The 20981-nt window shown below is 68.8% G+C and carries 17 protein-coding genes; 9 read left to right on the top strand and 8 right to left on the bottom strand.

The window, feature by feature from the left end; translation table 11 throughout:
• Positions 1-115 precede the first annotated feature (115 nt).
• From ACZ6WN_RS05980 to ACZ6WN_RS05965, 4 genes are all read left to right on the top strand, one after another.
• A complete protein-coding gene (locus ACZ6WN_RS05980; RefSeq protein ID WP_465863337.1) occupies positions 116-1219 on the top strand; it encodes a glycosyltransferase in 1104 nt (367 codons plus the stop codon).
• Positions 1220-1327: 108 nt separating this feature from the next.
• Positions 1328-2047 carry a succinate dehydrogenase cytochrome b subunit gene (locus tag ACZ6WN_RS05975; protein ID WP_465863335.1) on the top strand — a complete coding sequence of 240 codons (720 nt, stop codon included), beginning with the start codon at positions 1328-1330 and terminating at the stop codon, positions 2045-2047.
• Between the two features lie 13 nt (positions 2048-2060).
• Positions 2061-4115, top strand: a complete 2055-nt coding sequence (locus ACZ6WN_RS05970; RefSeq protein WP_465863333.1) for a fumarate reductase/succinate dehydrogenase flavoprotein subunit — start codon at positions 2061-2063, stop codon at positions 4113-4115.
• On the top strand, positions 4115-4855 hold the full coding sequence (locus ACZ6WN_RS05965; protein WP_465863331.1) for a succinate dehydrogenase/fumarate reductase iron-sulfur subunit: 741 nt from the start codon (positions 4115-4117) through the stop codon (positions 4853-4855). Before ACZ6WN_RS05970 ends, ACZ6WN_RS05965 begins: the two co-directional genes overlap by 1 nt.
• A 145-nt stretch (positions 4856-5000) precedes the next feature.
• Here ACZ6WN_RS05965 and ACZ6WN_RS05960 read toward each other — a convergent pair whose 3' ends face one another.
• Positions 5001-5417, bottom strand: a complete 417-nt coding sequence (locus ACZ6WN_RS05960) for an organic hydroperoxide resistance protein (protein ID WP_465863330.1) — start codon at positions 5415-5417, stop codon at positions 5001-5003.
• A 54-nt stretch (positions 5418-5471) separates the two neighbouring features.
• Here ACZ6WN_RS05960 and ACZ6WN_RS05955 point away from each other — a divergent pair, with 54 nt between their 5' ends.
• A complete protein-coding gene (locus ACZ6WN_RS05955; RefSeq protein WP_465863329.1) occupies positions 5472-5927 on the top strand; it encodes a MarR family winged helix-turn-helix transcriptional regulator in 456 nt (151 codons plus the stop codon).
• Between the two features lie 3 nt (positions 5928-5930).
• Here ACZ6WN_RS05955 and ACZ6WN_RS05950 read toward each other — a convergent pair whose 3' ends face one another.
• The 4 genes from ACZ6WN_RS05950 to trpS all read right to left on the bottom strand — a co-directional run bounded on the left by ACZ6WN_RS05950 (position 5931) and on the right by trpS (position 8747).
• Positions 5931-6155 (bottom strand): SCO4848 family membrane protein, encoded by a 225-nt coding sequence (locus ACZ6WN_RS05950; RefSeq protein ID WP_091052819.1) that lies wholly within the window; start codon positions 6153-6155, stop codon positions 5931-5933.
• A gap of 61 nt (positions 6156-6216) precedes the next feature.
• Positions 6217-7146: a YihY/virulence factor BrkB family protein gene (locus ACZ6WN_RS05945; RefSeq protein ID WP_465863328.1), complete on the bottom strand. Its 930-nt coding sequence runs from the start codon at positions 7144-7146 to the stop codon at positions 6217-6219.
• 26 nt (positions 7147-7172) lie between these two features.
• Positions 7173-7697 carry a 2'-5' RNA ligase family protein gene (locus tag ACZ6WN_RS05940; protein ID WP_350665729.1) on the bottom strand — a complete coding sequence of 175 codons (525 nt, stop codon included), beginning with the start codon at positions 7695-7697 and terminating at the stop codon, positions 7173-7175.
• Positions 7698-7709: 12 nt separating this feature from the next.
• Entirely contained in the window at positions 7710-8747 is a 1038-nt protein-coding gene (trpS, locus tag ACZ6WN_RS05935) for a tryptophan--tRNA ligase (protein WP_465863326.1), read from the bottom strand.
• Between the two features lie 441 nt (positions 8748-9188).
• On the opposite strand from trpS, the gene ggpS reads away from it, so the two are divergent.
• On the top strand, positions 9189-11471 hold the full coding sequence (gene ggpS / locus ACZ6WN_RS05930) for a glucosylglycerol-phosphate synthase (RefSeq protein ID WP_465863324.1): 2283 nt from the start codon (positions 9189-9191) through the stop codon (positions 11469-11471).
• 25 nt (positions 11472-11496) lie between these two features.
• Here the strand turns inward: ggpS and ACZ6WN_RS05925 are convergent, their stop codons facing one another.
• Positions 11497-12699 carry an MFS transporter gene (locus ACZ6WN_RS05925; protein WP_465863323.1) on the bottom strand — a complete coding sequence of 401 codons (1203 nt, stop codon included), beginning with the start codon at positions 12697-12699 and terminating at the stop codon, positions 11497-11499.
• Positions 12700-12823: 124 nt separating this feature from the next.
• Here ACZ6WN_RS05925 and ACZ6WN_RS05920 point away from each other — a divergent pair, with 124 nt between their 5' ends.
• Both ACZ6WN_RS05920 and ACZ6WN_RS05915 read left to right on the top strand, forming a co-directional pair.
• The gene (locus ACZ6WN_RS05920; RefSeq protein WP_465863322.1) at positions 12824-13036 is read left to right on the top strand and encodes a helix-turn-helix domain-containing protein; all 213 of its coding nucleotides are present in this window, start codon (positions 12824-12826) and stop codon (positions 13034-13036) included.
• Positions 13036-13575 carry a Clp protease N-terminal domain-containing protein gene (locus tag ACZ6WN_RS05915; protein ID WP_465863321.1) on the top strand — a complete coding sequence of 180 codons (540 nt, stop codon included), beginning with the start codon at positions 13036-13038 and terminating at the stop codon, positions 13573-13575. Before ACZ6WN_RS05920 ends, ACZ6WN_RS05915 begins: the two co-directional genes overlap by 1 nt.
• A gap of 101 nt (positions 13576-13676) precedes the next feature.
• Here the strand turns inward: ACZ6WN_RS05915 and ACZ6WN_RS05910 are convergent, their stop codons facing one another.
• Together ACZ6WN_RS05910 and ACZ6WN_RS05905 are read right to left on the bottom strand one after the other, a co-directional pair.
• A complete protein-coding gene (locus tag ACZ6WN_RS05910; protein WP_465863319.1) occupies positions 13677-17222 on the bottom strand; it encodes an ATP-binding cassette domain-containing protein in 3546 nt (1181 codons plus the stop codon).
• Between the two features lie 225 nt (positions 17223-17447).
• On the bottom strand, positions 17448-19652 hold the full coding sequence (locus ACZ6WN_RS05905; protein ID WP_465863318.1) for an NADP-dependent isocitrate dehydrogenase: 2205 nt from the start codon (positions 19650-19652) through the stop codon (positions 17448-17450).
• Positions 19653-19874: 222 nt separating this feature from the next.
• Here ACZ6WN_RS05905 and ACZ6WN_RS05900 point away from each other — a divergent pair, with 222 nt between their 5' ends.
• A complete protein-coding gene (locus ACZ6WN_RS05900) occupies positions 19875-20969 on the top strand; it encodes an MIP/aquaporin family protein (protein ID WP_465863316.1) in 1095 nt (364 codons plus the stop codon).
• Positions 20970-20981 lie beyond the last annotated feature (12 nt).

Here is a 20981-nt window from a genome sequence, read left to right as displayed (position 1 = left end):
GGTACCGCCACTGATCGTCCTCATCACGCTGGTCGTCTACTGGTCGTGCCGATGGTTCATCCCAGGTCAACGCACACGTCGCGCTCTCGCCACCCCCGGGCAGGACGCTGGTCCTATGAAGATGGCGCTGGTCACCGAGAGCTTCTTTCCTACCATCGATGGTGTCACAACCACGGTGAAGGCCATCGCCGACCGGATGATCGAGTCGGGCCACGAGGTGCGGTTCATCGCACCCGGCCCCGGACTCCCGGTCTACCGCAACAGCAGGGTCGTCCGAGTCTCGCCGATCGCCAAGACCGGCCGCCAGGTACGCAGCGCCCTGGAGTCCTTCGAGCCGGACGTCGTGATCACCTTCGACCCGGGCCGCCTGGGCCGCAGGGCACTGTCGTCCCCGACGGCGGCCGCCGCGACCACGCTGGTCGTCCAGCAGTCCCCGCTCTCCCCGAAGGCCGCGCTCACCTGGAGCACCTCGATCGCCGCGTACGCCGATGAGATCTTTGTCACAAGCGAATACCTGCGCCGCATGCTCGCGGCGATCGACGTCGGCGCCGAGGTCTGGGAGCCGGGGGTCGACTCGGCCGCCTTCTCGCCCACCCTGCGCGACGACTGGCTCCACCGCCGCTGGTCCCGGGCGAAGTCCCGCCCCACCCCGCTGGTCGTGGTCGGCTATGCAGGCAACCTCGCCAAGAGCCATGGCGTACGCCGCCTCGCCGAGCTCACCGCGGTGCCCGGGATCCGCCTCGTCATCATCGGCGACGGACCCCAGCGCGGATGGCTCAGGCAGCGGGTCCCGCAGGCGAAGCTGACCGGTCCGCTGGGCACCGGCGACCTGGCCATCGCCCTGGCCTCGCTCGACGTTCTCGTCCACCCCGGCGAGGAGGAGGGATGTGGCCACATCCTGCGTGAGGCCGCGGCCAGCGCCCTCCCGGTGGTCGCCCCGCGGGCCGGCGCGGCGGCCGAGATCGTCCAGCACATGGAGACGGGATTGCTCTACAACCCGGCCCGCGCCCGCGAGCTCGCGGACGCGGTCGCCTCGGTGGTCTCCGACCCCCGCCGGCACCTGCTCGGCGACCGCGGTCGCGAGCTGGTCGCGACGCGTCCGTGGACCGATGCGGTCGACGAGCTGCTGGCGCGTCTGATCGCGCTGAGCGAGGTCCGGTCCTCGTCATCTCGCGCGATCGCGGCGGAGAATGCACACCCTGCTGTTAGGCTTGCCTAACCCGCTTCTCCGATACTCACCAGTAACCCCGCCCGCCCACGCAGAGACGAAAATGTCACATACTCCCTGCGTACAAGTTCGGGTATGAGGGGTAGTAGCGTGCGTGCCGTGGCAACCACGACTCTGATCAAAGGCGCGCGGTCGACGCGCTCGACGATCGCCCTGAAGCTCCTTATGGCGGCCAGCGGCATCGTCTTCATCCTGTTTGTGCTCCTGCACATGTACGGCAACCTCAAAGCGTTCAGCGGCGAGCTCGCCTACAACGAGTATGCCGAGCACCTGCGTACGTTCGGGGAGCCGATGCTGCCGTACGGCGGCCTCCTCTGGATCCTGCGGGTGGTGCTCCTGGGCTCACTGGTGGCACACGTCGGCGCGGCGGTGGCGCTCTCCATCCGCGCTCACGCGCAGCGCCCGGTGAAGTACGCGGTGAAGAAGAACAAGGCTTCGTCGCTCTCCTCGCGCACCATGCGCTGGGGCGGCGTGGCCCTGCTCCTCTTCGTCGTCTGGCACCTGCTCCAGTTCACCATCGTGAAGATCAACGTGGGTGCGGGCGGACAGGCTGCTGACGTCACCGAGAACCCGTACCGGCTGCTGACCGCGGCGTTCCAGCCGGAACAGTGGTGGATGGTCGCCATCTACCTGTTCGCGATGCTCGCGCTCGGGTTCCACCTGCACCACGGCACCTTCAGCGCCATCCAGACGCTCGGGTTCACCAACACCGCTGAGTCGCGTGCCAGGGCCCGCGTCGCCGGCTGGGTCGTCGCGATCGTGATCGCCGGCGGCTTCTCGCTGGTCCCCCTGTTCACCGTCTTCGGCGTCATCTCGTAAGGACATCTGACACATGGCTGCTGGAACCCACTACCTGCCGGGCCTCACCCCGACCAACGAGGCACCGGTCCAGAAATCCGACGACGCCGCGGGCTACTACGTGCTCGGCGACAAGCTCGTCGACCCGAAGGCCCCGACCGGTCCGATCGACGAGCGCTGGAAGACGCGCAAGTTCGAGAACCGCCTGGTCAACCCGGCCAACCGCCGCAAGCTGTCGATCATCATCGTCGGCACCGGCCTGGCCGGTGGCGCCGCTGCCGCCACGCTCGGCGAGGCCGGCTACCACGTGAAGTCGTTCTGCTACCAGGACTCCCCGCGTCGCGCCCACTCGATCGCCGCCCAGGGCGGCATCAACGCCGCCAAGAACTACAAGGGCGACGGCGACTCGATCTACCGCCTCTTCTACGACACGGTCAAGGGCGGCGACTACCGCGCCCGCGAGTCCAACGTCTACCGGCTCGCCGAGGAGTCGGTGAACATCATCGACCAGTGCGTCGCCCAGGGCGTCCCCTTCGCCCGCGAGTACGGCGGCCTGCTCGACAACCGCTCCTTCGGTGGCGTGCAGGTGTCGCGTACGTTCTACGCCCGCGGCCAGACGGGGCAGCAGCTCCTCATCGGCGCCTACCAGGCCATGGAGCGCCAGGTCGCGGCCGGCACCGTGGAGCAGTACACGCGCCACGAGATGCTCGAGCTGATCGTCGCCGACGGCAAGGCCCGCGGCATCATCGCCCGGGACATGGTCACCGGCGAGATCGAGACCCACCTGGCCGACGTGGTCGTGCTCGCCACCGGCGGCTACGGCAACGTCTTCTACCTCTCGACCAACGCGATGGGGTCCAACGTCACCGCCACGTGGCGTGCGCACCGCAAGGGCGCCTACATGGCCAACCCCTGCTACACGCAGATCCACCCGACCTGCATCCCGGTGACCGGCGCCCACCAGTCGAAGCTGACCCTGATGTCGGAGTCGCTGCGTAACGACGGTCGTATCTGGGTGCCCAAGAAGGCCGAGGACTGCGCCAAGGACCCGCGCGAGATCCCCGAGGAGGACCGCGACTACTTCCTGGAGCGGATCTACCCGTCCTTCGGAAACCTGGTCCCCCGCGACATCGCCTCGCGCGCCGCGAAGTACATGTGCGACGAGGGCCGCGGTGTCGGTCCCGAGGTCGACGAGACCCAGCCCGACGGCACGGTGAAGAAGTTCCGCCGCGGTGTCTACCTCGACCTGGGTGCCGCGATCGAGCGCCTCGGCAAGGCCGCGATCGAGGAGAAGTACGACAACCTCCTCGACATGTACGAGCGGATCACGGGCGAGAACCCCTACGAGCTGCCGATGCGCATCTACCCCGCCGTCCACTACGTCATGGGCGGTCTGTGGGTCGACTACGAGCTCTCGACCAACATCGAGGGTCTCTACTGCACCGGTGAGGCCAACTTCTCCGACCACGGCGCGAACCGCCTCGGCGCCTCGGCGCTGATGCAGGGTCTGGCCGACGGCTACTTCGTGCTCCCGAACACCATCCGCGAGTACCTCGCCGACGGCCCGTTCGAGGCCATCTCCGAGGAACACCCGGCGGTCGTCGAGGCGAAGCAGTCGGTCCAGGAGCGGATCGACAAGTTCATGTCGATCAACGGCACCCGCTCGGTCGAGTCGATCCACAAGGAGCTCGGCCTGATCATGTGGGAGTACTGCGGCATGGAGCGGACCGAGGAGGGCCTCAAGAAGGCCATCGGCCTGATCCGCGAGCTCAAGAAGGAGTTCTGGACCAACGTCAAGGTCCTCGGTTCGGCCGACTCCCTCAACCAGGACCTCGAGAAGGCCGGCCGCGTCGCCGACTTCATCGAGCTCGGTGAGCTCATGTGCATCGACGCGCTCAACCGTCGCGAGTCCTGCGGCGGCCACTTCCGAGGCGAGTCGCAGACCGAGGACGGCGAGGCGCTGCGTCACGACGACGAGTTCGCCTACGTCGCGGCCTGGGAGTTCGGTGGCGAGGACGGCGCCCCGATCCTCCACAAGGAAGACCTGATCTACACCGCCATCGAGATGAAGCAGAGGTCGTACAAGTAATGAAGCTCACGCTCAAGATCTGGCGGCAGGCCGACGCGTCCGAGAAGGGTGCGCTCAAGACGTACGAGCTGGACGGGGTCTCCTCGGACATGTCGTTCCTCGAGATGCTCGACCTGCTCAACGAGCAGCTCCTGCACAACGACGAGGAGCCGGTCGCGTTCGACTCCGACTGTCGCGAGGGCATCTGCGGCATGTGTTCGCTGATGATCAACGGCGAGGCGCACGGCCCGGAGGTCACCACGACCTGCCAGCTGCACATGCGCTCGTTCAAGGACGGCGACACGATCACCATCGAGCCGTGGCGCGCCGCGTCGTTCCCGATCGTCAAGGACCTGATCGTCGACCGCTCCGCGTTCGACCGGATCATCCAGAACGGCGGCTACATCTCGGCCAACACCGGCTCGGCCCCCGAGGCCAACTCGGTGCCCGCGCCGCGTGACAAGGCCATGCGGGCGTTCAACACCGCCACCTGCATCGGCTGCGGCGCCTGCGTCGCCGCCTGCCCCAACGGCTCCGCGTCGCTGTTCCTCGGCGCGAAGATCACCCACCTCGGTGAGCTGCCGCAGGGCCAGCCGGAGCGCTACTCCCGCGTGCAGTCCATGGTCGGCCAGCACGACGCCGAGGGCTTCGGTGGCTGCACCAACATCGGTGAGTGCGCCGCCGCGTGCCCCAAGGAGATCCCGCTCGACGTGATCTCGCAGCTCAACAAGGACCTGCGCAAGTCGCTGATCCTCGGCTGACCGTCGGTCGCCGTGACACGGGGTCGCCCCTTCGGGGGCGGCCCCGTGTTCCTTCGTCAAGGTATGCAGCAAAACAGACACATCCCGTGCGGAGCTCCGCACGGGATGTGTCTGTTCGTCTGCATACCTTGCCGGAGGAACCAGCTCAGGCGACGGTGAGCTTGACGTCGATGTTGCCGCGGGTGGCGTTGGAGTACGGGCAGACCTGGTGGGCCTGCTCGGCGAGCTGCTGGGCGGTCGCGGCGTCGGCGCCGGGGATGGTCACCTCGAGCTGCACGGCGAGGCCGAAGCCGCCCTCGCCGTTGCTGCCGATGCTCACGTCGGCGACGACCTCGGAGTCGGTCATGTCGACCTTGGCCTTACCGGCGACGAGCTTGAGCGCGGAGTGGAAGCAGGCCGCGTACCCGGCGGCGAAGAGCTGCTCGGGGTTGGTGGCGCCGCCCTCGCCACCCATCTCCTTGGGGACGCGGACGTCGGCGTCGATGAGACCGTCGGTGGACTGGACGTGGCCGTTGCGGGCGTCGCCGGTGCTGACTGCGGTGGCTGTGTAGATCGGTGTCATGTGCACAACTATATTGCGCACAACTCAATAGCGCAAGGGAGTAGACTGGTCGATGTGTCCGGACGTACCTATCCGCAGCTCGCGCTCGACCTGCAGCTCTGCTTCCCGTTGTACGCAGCGACCCGAGCCGTCACGAAGCGCTACGTGACGCTGCTCAAGGGCACCGGGCTGACCTATCCGCAGTACCTGGTGATGCTGGTGCTCTGGGAGAGCGACGAGCCGCTCTCGGTGACCTCCCTCGGCCAGCGGCTGCGGCTCGACTCCGGCACCCTGACGCCGCTGCTCAAGCGGCTCGAGAACGCCGGCCTGGTGCGGCGCGACCGCGACCCCGGCGACGAGCGCCGGGTGCTGGTCAGCCTGACCGAGGACGGCCGGGCCCTGGAGAAGCAGGTCGCCGGCGTGCCTCTGCAGCTCGGCGAGTCGATGGGGATCACCCATGCCGAGGCGCTCGCCCTGCGCGACCAGCTGACCGAGCTGGTCGACCACCTCGACACGGCCGAGTCCTCCTGAGCGCTATCCCCTGGTCAGCAGCCGCTGCACGCCCAGCTTGATCAGCAGACCGCCGAGAAGGACGTCGACGACCACGAGCACCGCGTGGGCGATGTAGTAGGGCTTCGGACGGGTCTGCTCCGGGTCCTTGGCGGTCTTGACGAGGTTGCGGCCGAAGTTGGTCCAGATCGCGATCGTCCAGACCCCGATGACCAGGAGGAGCGCGCCGTCAGTCTTCTCGAGCTTCATGGGTACGACTCTCTCATCCGCCGACCGAGCGCCGACCGTCAGCAGCCCGCATAGCGGGCGATCACGTCGTCGCGGCGTCGGAACCGGTCGGGCCTTCGTCGGGCTCGGCCGGGGTCGCCCCCACATGGGCGTAGCAGGCGGCGTACAGGATCACCATCGAGGTGTAGTGGATCCAGACGACCAGGATGAGGGCGATGCCGAAGGCCTGGAAGGCCGGCTGGCCCTGGGTGGCCTTGAGCAGCAGGGTCGAGGCCTGCTTGAGGATCTCGAAGCCGATGGCGCCGAGCAGGGCGCCGGCCCACAGCGGACGCTTCGGGGTGTCGTTCTGGGGAGCCAGATGGAACATCGCGAAGAAGAGCACCGTGTTGGCCGCGAGGCCGAGCACCAGCGTGAGGAGGACGATCAGCCAGCCGAAACCCTCGTCGAGGCCGATCCAGTCCAGGACGTTGACCGAGAAGGTGCGTACGATGCCGGTGAACGCGACCGCCACCAGCAGGATCAGGCCGAGCCCGATGAGTGCGACCAGGTCACGGGTCTTGGCTGCCAGGAATCCGGGCTGTTCCTCGTCGGGCACCAGGAAGACCGCCTCGAGCGCCTTGCGCAGGCCGTCGATGAAACCGAGGCCGGCGTAGAGCAGACCGATGACACCGATGATCCCGACCGTGTTGGCCGCACTCTCGATGTCGGCGATCTTCAGCTGTCCGGCACCGTCGCCGACCAGCCCGGGCAGGACCTGGTCGATCGCCTCGACGAGATTGCTCTCGGCTCCGGAGTAGACCTTGGCGATCTGGCCGACGGCGAAGAACGCGAGCGCGAGGATCGGGAAGGTCGACAGGAAGCCGAAGTAGGTGATCGCGCCGGCCTGCTGCGCGGCACCGACCTCGCCGTAGTGCTCCTGTGTGCGGATCACCCGGTCCAGCAGCGGGAAGCGCTCCCGCAGCTCGGCGATCTTTGCCTTGACCTTGTCCTTCATCCCGAGGTCCCCATCCATCGTTCGTGGGCGGACCCGAGCCCGCCTCAACCGGTCAGTGCTGCTCTCAGCGCGAACTCCCGCGTCGGGCGCCAGCCATCCGTGTCGTCGTGGACATAGAGGTGGAACTCCTCGACCGACCATTCACACTCGAAGTCGGCCAACTCACCGAAAGCCTTGTCGAGGCTAGCGTCGGGAAGGTCGTGAGCGATCGTGACATGCGGGTGATAGGGAAACGTCAGCTTCTGGTCGAGCGGACCCTGCCGGACCGCGTTGGCCAGCTGTTCGCAGCCCGAGATGCCCTGGACCACCGCCACGAACACCACCGGCGAGACCGGCCGGAAGGTGCCGGTGCCGCGCAGGTGCACGCTGAACGGCGCGACCCTCGAGGCCGCGGACTCGAGATGGCTCTCGACGTCGGGAAGCAGGTCGTCGTGGATCTCCGTCGGTGGCACAAGAGTGATGTGCGTCGGGATCATGGTCGCCGTCGCGTCCCCGAGAGACGTCCGGTAGTCCTGGAGCTGACTTGCCCATGGCTCCGGGATAGCGATGGCAACACCGATGGTGCGCATGCGCCGACCTTACTAGCCGAGCGGCGACGCGGGGGCCACAAAGCCAACCCGCTCGTAGACGTCGGCCAGAGTCTTGCGGGCGACCACGCCCGCCTTCTCCGCACCCTGCTGCAGGATGCCGTCGAGGTAGGCCCGGTCCTCGAGGACCTCGAAGGTCTTCTCCCGGAACGGGGTGACGTAGTCGACGACGACGTCGGCGAGGTCCTTCTTCAGGTCGCCGTAGCCCTTGCCGGCGTACTTGCCGACCAGAGTGTCGATGTCGGCGCCGGTCAGCGCGGAGTAGATCCGGAGCAGGTTGGAGACGCCCGGCTTGGCCTCCTCGTCGAAGCGGATCTCCATCTCCGAGTCGGTGACCGCGGAGCGGATCTTCTTCGCCGAGACCTTCGGGTCGTCGAGCATGTCGATCAGGCCGGTCGGACTCGAGGCCGACTTGGACATCTTGATCGTCGGGTCCTGGAGGTCGTAGATCTTCGCGACCTCCTTGAGGATGTAGGGCTCGGGGAGCCGGAACGTCTTCTTGTAGCGGCTGTTGAACCGCTGCGCGAGGTCACGGGTCAGCTCGAGGTGCTGTCGCTGGTCCTCGCCGACCGGGACGTACGCCGGGCGGTAGAGCAGGATGTCGGCGGCCATCAGCATCGGGTAGGAGAAGAGGCCGACGGAGGCCGACCCCTCACCGCCCTTGGCCGACTTGTCCTTGAACTGGGTCATCCGCCGGGCCTCACCGAACGAGGTGATGCACTGCATCACCCAGCCGAGCTGCGCGTGCTCGGGAAGGTGGGACTGGACGAAGATCGCGGACCGCTCCGGGTCGACACCGGCGGCCAGGAGCTGGGCGGCGGCCCGCCGCGTACGCTCGCGGAGCACCTTCGGGTCCTGCTCGACGGTGATCGCGTGCAGGTCGGCGATGAAGAAGAACGGCTCGTGCTCCTCCTGCAGGCTCACCCACTGCCGGACCGCGCCGAGGTAGTTGCCGAGGTGGTAGGAGTCCGCCGTCGGCTGGATGCCGGAAAGGACCCTGGGCCTAGTCGTAGGAGCAGTGCTGCCGGTCATGTGCGCATTCTGTCAGCCACCCGCCGAAAGGCTCGAAATGGTGGGAGGAAGAAGATCGAGAACCGATCCGTACGAGCTGTGGACCCTGCCCGCGGCACTGATCTGCGTGCCGGCCATGAGCCTCGGCGCCCCCCGTGATCAACGTCGAGGACCATGGCCGCCCGCGGACTTTTAGTAAGGCCGCGGGCAGGATCCGCATGCCCCATCAACGACGGATCCTCGGCGGAGTTATCGAACAGGTGCATCCAATTTCTTACGAGTTTGTGGACCTCCTGAGAGGCTTTGCTCAGCGCGGATTCGATGAACCGTCAAATGCCCGTTCCAGGCCTGACACATGCCCCTGTTAGCCTGGTTGGTCGACCCGCGGATCCTCCCAGGGGTCCGCAGCCTCGGGCCAGCTGCCGAATCGGCCTCGAGGCCAGGCGACCCTCGAGGAGACTTGTGAACGACACGTCCGCTGCCAACGCACGCATGCTGCTAGCGACCGATCTGGACGGAACCTTCCTAGCCGGCGACCCCGAGGCGAAGGTCAAGCTGTACCAGACGCTGAGCCGCCGCGAGGACGTATTGCTGTCCTTCGTCACCGGACGCGGGCTGGAGTCGGTGCTGCCGCTGCTCGCCGACCCGACCATCCCGACGCCCGACTTCATCATCTGCGACGTCGGCGCCACCATCGTGACCGGGCACGACCTGCTGGCCGTCGAGCCGATCCAGCAGGAGATCGCCGCCAAGTGGCCCGGCGAGCTCGCCGTGCTCGAGAAGGTCGGCGACCGACCCGGCCTGGTGCGGCAGAACGTGCCCCAGGACCGCCGGGTCTCCTACTTCTGCGACCCCGAGGCCGTCACCGACGACCTCGCGCAGTCGGTCGCGGAGATCGGCTGCGACCTGCTCTACTCCGCCAGCCACTACCTCGACGTGCTGCCCGGCGGGATCAACAAGGGCCACACCGTCACGAAGCTCGTCGAGCATCTCGGCATCCCCAAGGACCGGGTGCTGGTCGCCGGAGACACCCTCAACGACCTGTCGATGTACGACATCGGGTTCGCGGGCGTCTGCGTCGGCGAGGCCGAGGACCTGCTGCTGGACGCGACCCGCGGCAAGGAGCGTACGTTCCACGCCACCGCCCCCGGCACCGGCGGGATCCTGCAGGCGATCAGGCACTTCAACCTGCTCGACGACGAGCACATCTACGACCCCGAGAACGACGCCGACGACCCGGGCAAGTCCGACCTCGTGATGGTCTACCACCGGCTCCCCTACGACGAGGTGATCGAGGAGGGCGAGGTCAAGCGCCGACGGCCGAAGTCGCCCAACGGCATCATCCCGACGCTGCTCTCCTTCTTCACCGAGCGCACCGGCTCCTGGGTCGCCTGGTCCATCGACGACCCCAAGCGCGGCAAGTTCGCCACCCACACGGTCGTCGACCCCAAGCTCTACCCGGGCCTGGTGGCCTCTCGGCTGCCGCTGTCGAAGAAGGACGTGGACGTCTTCTACAAACGCTTCTCCAAGGAAGCGTTCTGGCCATTGCTGCACACCTTCTGGGAGCGCGCGAAGTTCAAGGAGGAGGACTGGAAGGTCTACTGCCGGGTCAACCGGGCCTTCGCCGAGCAGGCGGCGGCCGAGGTGGCGTACGGAGGCATCGTCTGGATCCACGACTACAACCTGTGGATGGTGCCCGCCTACCTGCGCGAGATGCGGCCAGACGTGAAGATCGCGTTCCTGCACCACACCCACTTCCCCGGTGCGGACGTGTTCAACGTGGTGCCGTGGCGCCGCGAGATCATCGGCTCGCTGCTGCAGTGCGACTACATCTCGTTCCACATCCCGCGTCAGGTCGAGAACTTCGTCGACGTGGCCCGCGGCGTCGCGCCGGTCGAGGTGGTCGAGACCGAGGACTCGGCGCCTCGCTTCCGGACGTACGGCTTCGCTCTCGGCCTGGACACCATGCCCTCGGTCATCGACGTCGGTGGACGTCGGGTCCACCTGGGCGCCAACCCGGTCAGCGTCGACACCAAGCGGATCGAGCAGACGCTGGCCTCCCCGGCGGTGCAGGCCTCGATCACCCGGGTGAAGGACGAGTTCGAGGGTCAGCGGATCGCGCTGGCCGTCTCGCGGCTCGACTACACCAAGGGCGTGCTGCAGCAGCTCGAGGCCTTCGAGCGGGCGCTGCTCGAGGACCCGTCACTGCTGGGTGAGCTGTCGCTGGTGCTGGTGTGCGTGCCCGCGGCCGGCGAGATGACCGTCTACAAGACCCTGCAGAACCAGATCGAGCAGGCGGTCGGACGGATCAACGGCCGGTTCTCCCGGATGGGCTGGATGCCGGTGCACTTCTACTTCCGGCCGATCCCGTTCGAGGAGCTGCTGGCCTACTACGCCAACGCCGACGTCATGTGGATCACCCCGCTGCGCGACGGCCTCAACCTGGTCGCGAAGGAGTACGCCGCGGTCCACGGTCTCCTCGGCACCAGCGGCACCCTGGTGCTCTCCGAGTTCGCCGGCGCGGCCGCCGAGCTGCGCGGCGCCGTGCTGACCAACCCTCACGACGTCACCGACATGGTCCGGGTCTTCCTGCAGGCCGTCGACATGGACGAGGCCGAGGCCAAGGACCGGATGCGCGGGTTGTGGGACACCGTCCGCCACCACGACTCCAAGGCCTGGGCCGACGGGTTCCTCGCCGCGGTCGAGGCCGCCACCGCCTCGGTGGGCGACGAGGACGATCTGTAGAAGATCTCGCCGAGTCGGCGTTCTGCTAGGCCTTTCGCCGGTGGATGCTGGTGCTCCACAGCAGCACCACCATCCCGGCGGCGGCCAGGCCGGCGCCGACCAACGGCGCCTCCCGGACGCTCCAGACGTCGAGGGCCAGGCCACCGGCGAAGGCGCCGAGGGCGTTGGCGATGTTGAGGCTCGCGTGGTTCATGGCCGCGCCGAGGGTCACCGCGTCGTCGGCGACGTCCATCAGGCGCACCTGCAGGTTGATCACCAGCACCGACGCCACCGCGGTGGTCAGGAAGGCGACCGGCGCGAGCCACCACCCGGCTGGGGAGACCAGCCAGAAGAGCGTCAGCACCGCCACCATCCCGAGGCTGCTCGCGAGCAGTGAGCCCATCACCGACCAGCGGGCCAGCTCACCCGCCACCCAGGTGCCGACGACCATCCCCGCGCCGAACGCGAAGACGAACCACGGCACCGCACCCTCGGCCAGACCGGCGGTGTCGGTGACGATCGGGGAGATGTAGGAGTAGGCCGCGAACATGCCGCCGAACCCGATCGCACCCGCGAGCATCGTCAGCCAGACCTGCTTGTTGGTGAAGAACCGGCCGGCCTCGCTGCGGCCGGTCGCACTCGGGTCACCCGGGAAGTGGGGCACCGAGAGCTGCACCAGGACCACGGTCAGCAGGGCGAGGCCTGCTGCGGCTGCGTACGGTGCTCGCCAGCCGGCGCTCTGACCGAGCCAGGTCGCGAACGGGACACCGACCACGTTGGCGACCGAGAGTCCGAGCATGACCAGGGCGACCGCCCGGCCGCGGTGCTTCGGGGCGGCCATCGACGTCGCGACGATGGTCGCGACACCGAAGTAGGCGCCGTGCGGAAGCCCGTCGAGGAACCTCGCGACCAGCAGCATCCGGTAGTCGACGGCGACGGCGCTGAGCAGGTTGAACAGCGCGTACGCCGCCATCAGCGACAGCAGCAGCCCCTTGCGCGGAAGGTGGGCGACGAAGAACGACAGGATCGGTACGCCGACGACCACCCCGACCGCATAGGCGCTGATCAGGTGGCCGGCCGTGGAGGTGCCGACGCCGACGCCCTCGGCGATCTCCGGCAGCACGCCCATCGTGACGAACTCGGTCGTACCGATCGCGAACCCACCGGTCGCCAGAGCGAGCATGGCGATCACGAACTGGACGGGGGTGACCGGTCTCGCGGCGGTCTGAAGGCTGGCGGTGTCGGTCACTACTGCCTAACCTTCGGCGATTTGCGGGCTATTCCGCGAATCGGTGTGACACGGGTCCCTCCAAACCACCTGCGTCCGTCAACTTCGGTTGACACCGCGATCGTTGTCAACCTATATTGACATCATGACGGATGCGAAGAACCTCGCCGAGTCGGCCGCGAGCGCCGACCCGAGCACCGGGTTGCGAGCCGCGCTCGCGCTGCGTCGCCTCGCCGACTCGCTGGAGCGGCTGCAGGTGGCGAACGCCCGCCGACAGGGATGGGCCTGGCAGGAGATCGCCGACGCGCTGGAGGTCAGTCGACAGGCGGTCCACAAGAAGTACGCAAAGGAGATGTGATGTTCGAGAGGTTCACCAAGCCGGCCCGCGATGCGGTGACCACGGCCCAGACGTACGCCACCGAGCTGGGTCACGAGCGCATCGGCGACGACCACCTGCTGCTGGCCATCGCCGCCAGCGCCGGCTCGTCCGGCGCCCGGGCGCTCGCCGACGCCGGGGTCGACGCGGCCGCGCTGCGGGCGGAGGTCGAGCGGGCCCACGGGCGCCTCGGCAACGACGACGCCGACGCGCTGTCCACGCTCGGGATCGACCTGGACGCGGTGCGCTCCAAGGTGGAGGAGGTCTTCGGCGCCGGCGCCCTGGACAGCGGGAAGCCACGCCGCCGTCTCGGTGGGCACATCCCCTTCACCAAGGACGCGAAGAAGGTGCTCGAGCTCTCGCTGCGCGAGGCGATCCGACTCAAGGACCGCTCGATCGGCACCGAGCACATCCTGCTCGGCATCCTTCGCGCGGAAGGGGAAGGACATGCTGCCCTACAGGCCCTCGGCGTGGATGCTGCTGCGCTGCGCCGCACGCTCGAGCACGGCGAGGCCGCCTGAAGCCGAGGCGTCACCCCCGCCGGCCGAGGCGTCACCCCCGCCGGCCGAGTGGGCACCGAAGTGCCCAGTCGAACGACCGGGGTGACGCCTCGGCAGGGGGGTCAGCCGGCCAGGTGGGACCAGGCGGGAGCCAGGTCGGCCCACGGGCCCACCGCGGCGATCTCGCCGTCGACCATGACGACGACGCGGTCGGCCTGAGCCAGCGCGGCACGCTTCGAGGTGGCTCCGATGACCGTCGTGTGCCGCTCACGCAGCGCCCGCCAGAGCTCGATCTCGGTGGCCGCATCGAGCGCGCTGGAGACGTCGTCGGCCAGGAGCAGCTCGGTCTCGGCGGCCAGCGCTCGCGCCAGGGCGAGGCGCTGGACCTGCCCCCCGGAGAGGCGTACGCCACGGTGACCGACGATCGCGTCCGCGCCGCCCGCCTCCTTGACGTCGAGCTCGAGCCGGGCGTCGGCGACCGGGCTGTCGAAGGGTCGGTCGTGGCCCAGGCGGATGTTGTCGGCGAAGGTGCCGGAGAGCACCCGCGGCACCTGGGCGACGTACGCCACCTGCCCCGGCCTCAGGAAGGCCTGCGGGTCCTGGACCAGCTCGTCGTTCCACCGGATCGTGCCGGTGTGCTCGATGAGGCCGGCCAGCGACGCCAGCAGGGACGACTTGCCGGAGCCGACCTGCCCGACGAGCAGGACCAGCTCGCCGCGCGAGATCGTGAGCGAGACGTCGGAGACACCGATCGTGCCGTCGTCGTGGACCGCCGACAGGGCCGAGAGCTCCAGGGACTCCAGCGGCACCTGCTCGACCGGGCCGGGGTCCGGCGCGGCGCCGGAGACCAGGTCGACTCCCGGCGGCAGGTCCATCAGGTCCCGACCACCGGCGAACCGGCTGGTCTCCTTCTGCCAGGCACGGGTGCCGGGAGCCTCGGTGACGACCATGCCGGCCACCCGGCCGAACCAGTCGAAGCCCGAGACCGCGTTGGCGACCAGCAGCGCGGTGGCCAGGCCCCAGCCGCCACCGAAGTAGATCCCCCAGGCAGCCACCACGCCGCACTGGACCATGAGCGCGGGGACCCCGTCGAGGAATGCCTGCACCCGGTGTTCCTTCACCGCCGCCTCGACCCTCCCTGCGTCGACATGCTGCAGGTGGGCGTGGACCTGCGGGGTGGCCGCGGCCAGCTTCACGGTGCGCACGGACTCCAGCGCGGAGACCACCGCGCGGCCGAACCGCGCGCGAGCGGCCGAGGAGGCCGCGGCCGAGCGGCCGGCGATCGGCCGCCCGACCGCAGAGGCGAGCGCCGAGGCGATCATGACGACCAGGAGCACGGCGCCGGCGAGCGCGGTGCCGGCCAGCAGCGCCGTGATCGTGGCGATCACGAGGCCGTTGACGAAGTCGACCCAGCGGTCGGCGTAGCGGGCGTAGCGGTCCGCGTCCATCGAGCGGGCGACGACCTCTCCCGGCGGCGTCCGCGTCAGGCGGTGCTGGCGGGTCTGACCGTAGAGCACGGCCATCCGGGCCCGCAGCATGACCTCGATCCACCAGCGCGGGTAGCGGTAGAAGGCGTCGGCGAGCATCAGCGGCGCGGCCAGCAGGCTGACCACGAGCAGCACCGACATCACCGTCGGCCTGCCGCCGTCCTGCAGCGACTCGACGATCCGGCCCCACAGGAGCCCGGTGAAGGCACCCTGCGCACCGGTCATCGAGGCGAACAGGAACAGCAGCGCACCCGCCACTCCCCACTCGGGGCGCAGGAACAGGACGTGCAGCATCCCCCGGGCGAGCGAGGGGCCGGTGCCGACCTCGGGAACGTCCGGCGGAGCACCCGAGCGGCGCTTGCCGCCCACGTTGCCCTCCGCGACATGGTCGAGGGTGGAGTGGTCGACGCCCGAGGATCCAGCCCCGGCTGCCGGTGAGGGCGAGTCATGGTGGTCGGTGCGGCTGGCCTCCAGCAGGTCGCGGAAGGGCCCGGGCGTGGTCGCCAGCGAGGCCCGCAGGCCGTGCTGGATCACCCGGCCGTGGTCGAGCAAGGCCACGTGCGGCGCCCGCTCGATGGTGGAGAGCCGGTGGGCGATCAGGATGCCCGTGCGCCCGGTCAGCAGCCGGTCGGCGGCCGCGACCACCCGGCGCTCGGTGAGCGGGTCCATCCGGGCGGTCGCCTCGTCAAGGACGACGACCCGGACGTCGCGGACCAGCAGGCGCGCGAAGGCGACCAGCTGCTCCTCCCCCGCGGACAACGAGGTGCCGCCAGGGCCGAGCAGGGTGTCGAGACCCTCGGGCAGGCCGGCGACCCACTCCGAGAGCCCGAGCCGGGCAACCGCCCGTTCGATGTCCTCGCGCGGACGCTCGTCGTCGAAGAGCGCGATGTTCTCCGCGAGCGTGCCGGCCAGGATCTCGGTGCGCTGGGTCACCACCCCCACGGAGGCGCGCAGCTGCTGCAGGTCGAGGTCGCGCACGTCCACGCCGCCGAAGAACACCGAGCCGCGAGGCGGCTCGACGGCCCGGGAGAGCAGCGAGGCGAGCGTCGACTTGCCCGAGCCGGTGCGGCCGACCAGGGCGATGGTGTCACCGGCCGGCACCGTGAGCGAGATGCCCTGGAGGGCGAAGGTGCCCTCGGCGTAGGAGAAGGTCAGGTCGCGCAGGTCGACCTCCAGCGCCCCTCCCTCGGGCACGGGCTCGCCGCCTTCGGGCTCCGGCTCGGCGCCCATCATCTGGCGCAGCCGGATGACCGCGCCCAGACCGGCCTGGATGTCGGGCAGGTGGTTGGCGAGCATCGCGATCTGGCCGACGAAGGTGCTCGTGACCAGGAACAACGTCACCAGTGCGCTGATCTCGAGGCGGTCGTTCGCGGCGAGCGCCACCCCGGCGAGACCGATGCCCGCCAGCAGGGAGTGCAGCAGCACGCCCGCACGACGGCCGACCTTCGCCTCGACCGTCACGACGGCACGGAACTTCTCGTGCACCGTCGCCGACAGCCGCGCCACCCGGGCGACCACGTGGGCCTGGCCCAGGCTCGTACGCAGGTCGTCACGCCCCGCGATGCCCTCCTCGAGCACCGCGGCATGGTCGGTCCAGGAAGCCTCCTCGATGACCTTGAGCCGGGAGATCTTGCTCAGCAGCCCGCGGATGACGAACCAGGTCACCGCGGCGAGCAGCGGGAACAAGATCGCCGCCGGCCACCAGGTGAAGCTGGCCACGATCCACATCGGCAGCGCCGCGAAGACCGAGCGGAACAGCATCCACAGCTGCCAGCGCAGCAGGTTGCCGACCTCGTGGGAGTCGTCGTCGACCCGATCGAGGATCTCGCCGACGGCCTGCTCGCTCAGCTCGGAGAGCGGCTGTCGCATGGCCGCCTGGAGCACGTCCTCGCGCAGCTTGCCCTCGGCCCGGTCCGAGACCCCGACCCAGGCGATCTTCGCCGTCGAGTCGATGAGCGACGCGCCGATCACGCACAGCGCCAGCCAGCCGACCAGGCTCGCGGTCGGGTTCTCCGCCAGCCGCCCGGCGACGACGGTGCCGATCGACTGGGCCACCATGGCCACCGCCAGCGCGATCAGCGCGGTGGCCGTGACCGGCCCCTTCAGGCGTCGCCAGTCGACCTGCCGACTCGGGTCGGCAGGGTCGGCAGGGACTCCGAGAGCCTTGCCTGAGGTGGGCACGGGCGGAGTCGAGAGCGTCGCAGTCATCAATAGATCACGGTATGCGCGACCACCGACACCCACCTAAAGGTTTTCCGCCCTCACCCGCCGACAAACACCACGCTGACCTGCATCTATAGGAATCAGAAGAAAGATCTGGAGAGCAACGTCACGTACGCCGGGAAAGCGTCCCGACACGGCACGACGGCCCGGCACGGAGTCCGTGCCGGGCCGTCGTGAGGTGGCTTACAGAGAGTCGATCGCCTCGTTGAGCGTCGCGGACGGACGCATCACGGCGGTGACCTTCTCCGCGTCGGGCAGGTAGTAGCCGCCGATGTCGGCAGGCTTGCCCTGGACCGCGAGGAGCTCCTCGACGATCTTGGCCTCGTTGGCGGCGAGGGTCTCGGCGAGACCCTTGAAGGCGGCCGCGAGCTCGGCGTCCTCGGTCTGCGCGGCGAGCTCCTGGGCCCAGTAGAGACCCAGGTAGAAGTGCGAGCCGCGGTTGTCGGTGGTGCCGAGCTTGCGACCCGGGGAGCGGTCGTTCTCGAGGAAGGTCGCGGTCGCCCGGTCGAGCGCACCGGCGAGCACCTTCGCCGCCGGGGCGGAGGCCTGCTCGGCGTACTTCTCGAACGAGGGGACCAGCGCGAAGAACTCGCCCAGCGAGTCCCAGCGGAGGTAGTCCTCCTCGATCAGCTGCTGCACGTGCTTCGGCGCCGAGCCGCCCGCGCCGGTCTCGAACAGACCGCCGCCGGCGATCAGCGGGACGATGGAGAGCATCTTCGCCGACGTACCGACCTCGAGGATCGGGAACAGGTCGGTGTTGTAATCGCGCAGCACGTTGCCGGTGACCGAGATCGTGTCCTCGCCGTTGCGCAGGCGCTCGAGGGAGTACGCCGTGGCCAGCTCGGGCGCGAGGATCTTGATGTCGGCACCCTCGGTGTCCCCGACGATGGAGGAGTCGGCGAGGTACCTGGTGACCTTGGCGATCAGCGAGGCGTCGTGGGCGCGCGACTCGTCGAGCCAGAAGACGGCCGGGGTCTTGGAGTCGCGGGCACGGGTGACGGCGAGCTTGACCCAGTCGCGGACCGGGATGTCCTTGGTCTGGCAGGCGCGCCAGATGTCGCCGGCCTCGACGTCGTGCTCGATCAGCACGTCGCCGGCCTTGTTCAGGATCCGTACGGTGCCGGCGGCCTCGATCTGGAAGGTCTTGTCGTGCGAGCCGTACTCCTCGGCCTTCTGCGCCATCAGACCGACGTTGGGGACGGTGCCGATCGTGGCCGGGTCGAGCGGGCCGTTCTTCTTCACGTCGTCGATGACGGTCTGGTAGACGCCGGCGTAGGAGGAGTCCGGGATCACCGCGAGGGTGTCGTCCTCGCCGCCGTCGGCGCCCCAGAGCTTGCCGCCGTTGCGGACCAGCGCCGGGATCGAGGCGTCGATGATGACGTCGGAGGGGACGTGCAGGTTGGTGATGCCCTTGTCGGAGTTGACGTAGGACAGGCGCGGGCCGGCCTCGATCGCGGCCTTGAAGGCGGCCTCGATCTCGGCGCCCTTCTCCAGACCGGAGAGACCCGACAGGATCGCGCCCAGACCGTCGTTGGCGGAGAGGCCGGCGGCCTCGAGGTCGGGGCCGTACTTCTCGAAGACGTCCTTGAAGTAGGCCTTCACGACGTGGCCGAAGATGATCGGGTCGGAGACCTTCATCATCGTGGCCTTCAGGTGCAGCGAGAAGAGCACGTCCTCGGCCTTGGCCTTGGCGAGCGCGTTCTCGAGGAAGGCGTGCAGGTTGGCCACGGACATGTACGTCGCGTCCACGATCTCGCCCTCGAGCACCGGCAGCTCGGCGAGCAGCGTCACGGTCTCGCCGTCGGCCTTCTCGAGCACGATCGAGAGGGTGTCGTCGGCCGGGAGGGTCACCGACTTCTCGTTGGACTTGAAGTCGTGCGCACCCATCGTGGCGACGGTCGTCTTGGAGTCGTCGGCGAACGGCTTGTTGGTGTGCGGGTGGGCCTTGGCGTACGCCTTGACCGAGCCGGGCGCGCGACGGTCGGAGTTGCCCTCACGCAGGACCGGGTTCACCGCGGAGCCCTTGACCTTGTCGTACTTGGCCCGGATCTCCTCCTCCTCGGGCGTGCTCGGCGCCTCGGGGTAGTCGGGAATCGCGTAGCCCTTCTCCTGCAGCTCCTTGATCGCGGCCTTCAGCTGCGGGATGGAGGCGGAGATGTTGGGCAGCTTGACGATGTTGGCTTCCGGCGTCTTCGCCAGGTCACCGAGCTCGCCGAGCGCGTCGTCGGCCAGACCGAACTGGGCCAGGATGCGCGAGGCCACGGAGATGTCACGCGTCTCGACCTCGACTCCCGCCTTGGCCGCGTAGGCCGAGACGATCGGAAGGAAGGAGTACGTCGCGAGCAGCGGCGCCTCGTCGGTGTGGGTGTAGATGATTCGTGCGGCCATTGCTGTGGCTACTCCTGACGAAACGAAAGTGTCTTGACATCAAGATAACAGAGAGGGTGACACAACGCCGCCCCGCCCCACCTAAGCACCACGATGCGCCGTCGCAAAAGAGTTACTGTGTGTCAACACCTCATGTTGTTCAGGTGACTGCTGATACCTGAGTGCTTCTCGGGTGTCGATGGGTCTGACCGACGTCAACAGACATTGAAGGGTTAAGGGGACATGACTGAGGAATCACTGTCGGCGGAGCCGACCTTCATCCAGAAACTCGCAGCCGAGGTCATCGGAACATTCATCCTGGTGTTCCTCGGGTGCGGCTCGGTCGTCGCGGTAGCCGCCGGCGTCACCCACGCCGGGCTGCGCAACACGCCCTGGCGCCTCGAGGTCGCCGCGGTCGGCCTCGCCTTCGGTATCGCCGTCGTGATCGGCGCGTACACCTTCGGCCGCATCTCCGGTGGCCACTTCAACCCGGCCGTGACCCTCGGTGTCGCCTCGGCCGGCCGGATCACCTGGAAGGACGCGGGCGCCTACATCGGTGCCCAGTTCGTCGGCGCCGTGATCGGCGCGATCGTGCTGTTCCTCATCGCGCTCTCCTCCGGCTACAACTCGTGGAACGACGGCGGCCTCGGCGCCAACGCCTGGGGTGACGGAGCCGGCACCGGGCTCATCGGCGCGATCCTCGTCGAGCTCGTCCTCACCTTCATCTTCGTCTTCGTCATCCTCGGTGTCACCGACCTGCGGGCCGGGACCAACGCCACCGCGGCACCGCTGGCCATCGGTTTCGCGCTCGCCGCGATCCACTTCGTCGGCATCCCGTTGACCGGCACCTCGGTCAACCCCGCCCGTTCGTTCGGCCCTGCCCTCTTCTCCGGCACCGACGCACTGGTCGACCTCCCGGTCTTCCTGATCATCCCCGCGGTCGGCGGCGCCCTGGCCGGGTTCGTCTACCCGCTGCTCTTCAACAAGGACGGCTCCGAGATCGAGGGCGCAGGACTCGCCTTCGGCGGCGACAGCATGACGCCTGCCCAGAACTTCCAGTGGGACTCCCAGGCCGCCGCCCCCGCGGCACCCGCAGCCGCGGCCGCCACCCCGCCCGCCCCGGCCGCTCCGGCGGCGCCCGCCGCACCGGCCGCCGATCCGGCACCGGCTGCTCCCGAGACTGGCGACCGCACCATCGTCTCCGGCGGCGCCGGCACCGGTGGCCAGCCGGCCTGGCAGCAGCCGACTCAGACCGCCGAGGGTGACCTGCCGGTCTACGAGCAGGACGGCTGGCGCTGGGACTACGCCAAGCAGGAATGGGTCCCGATCGAGCAGTAGTGCTCGACCGGA

The organism is Nocardioides sp. NPDC054178, assembly GCF_055585005.1.
Note: the sequence above shows the minus strand (reverse complement) of the source record. Positions and strands in the feature narration are given on the sequence as shown.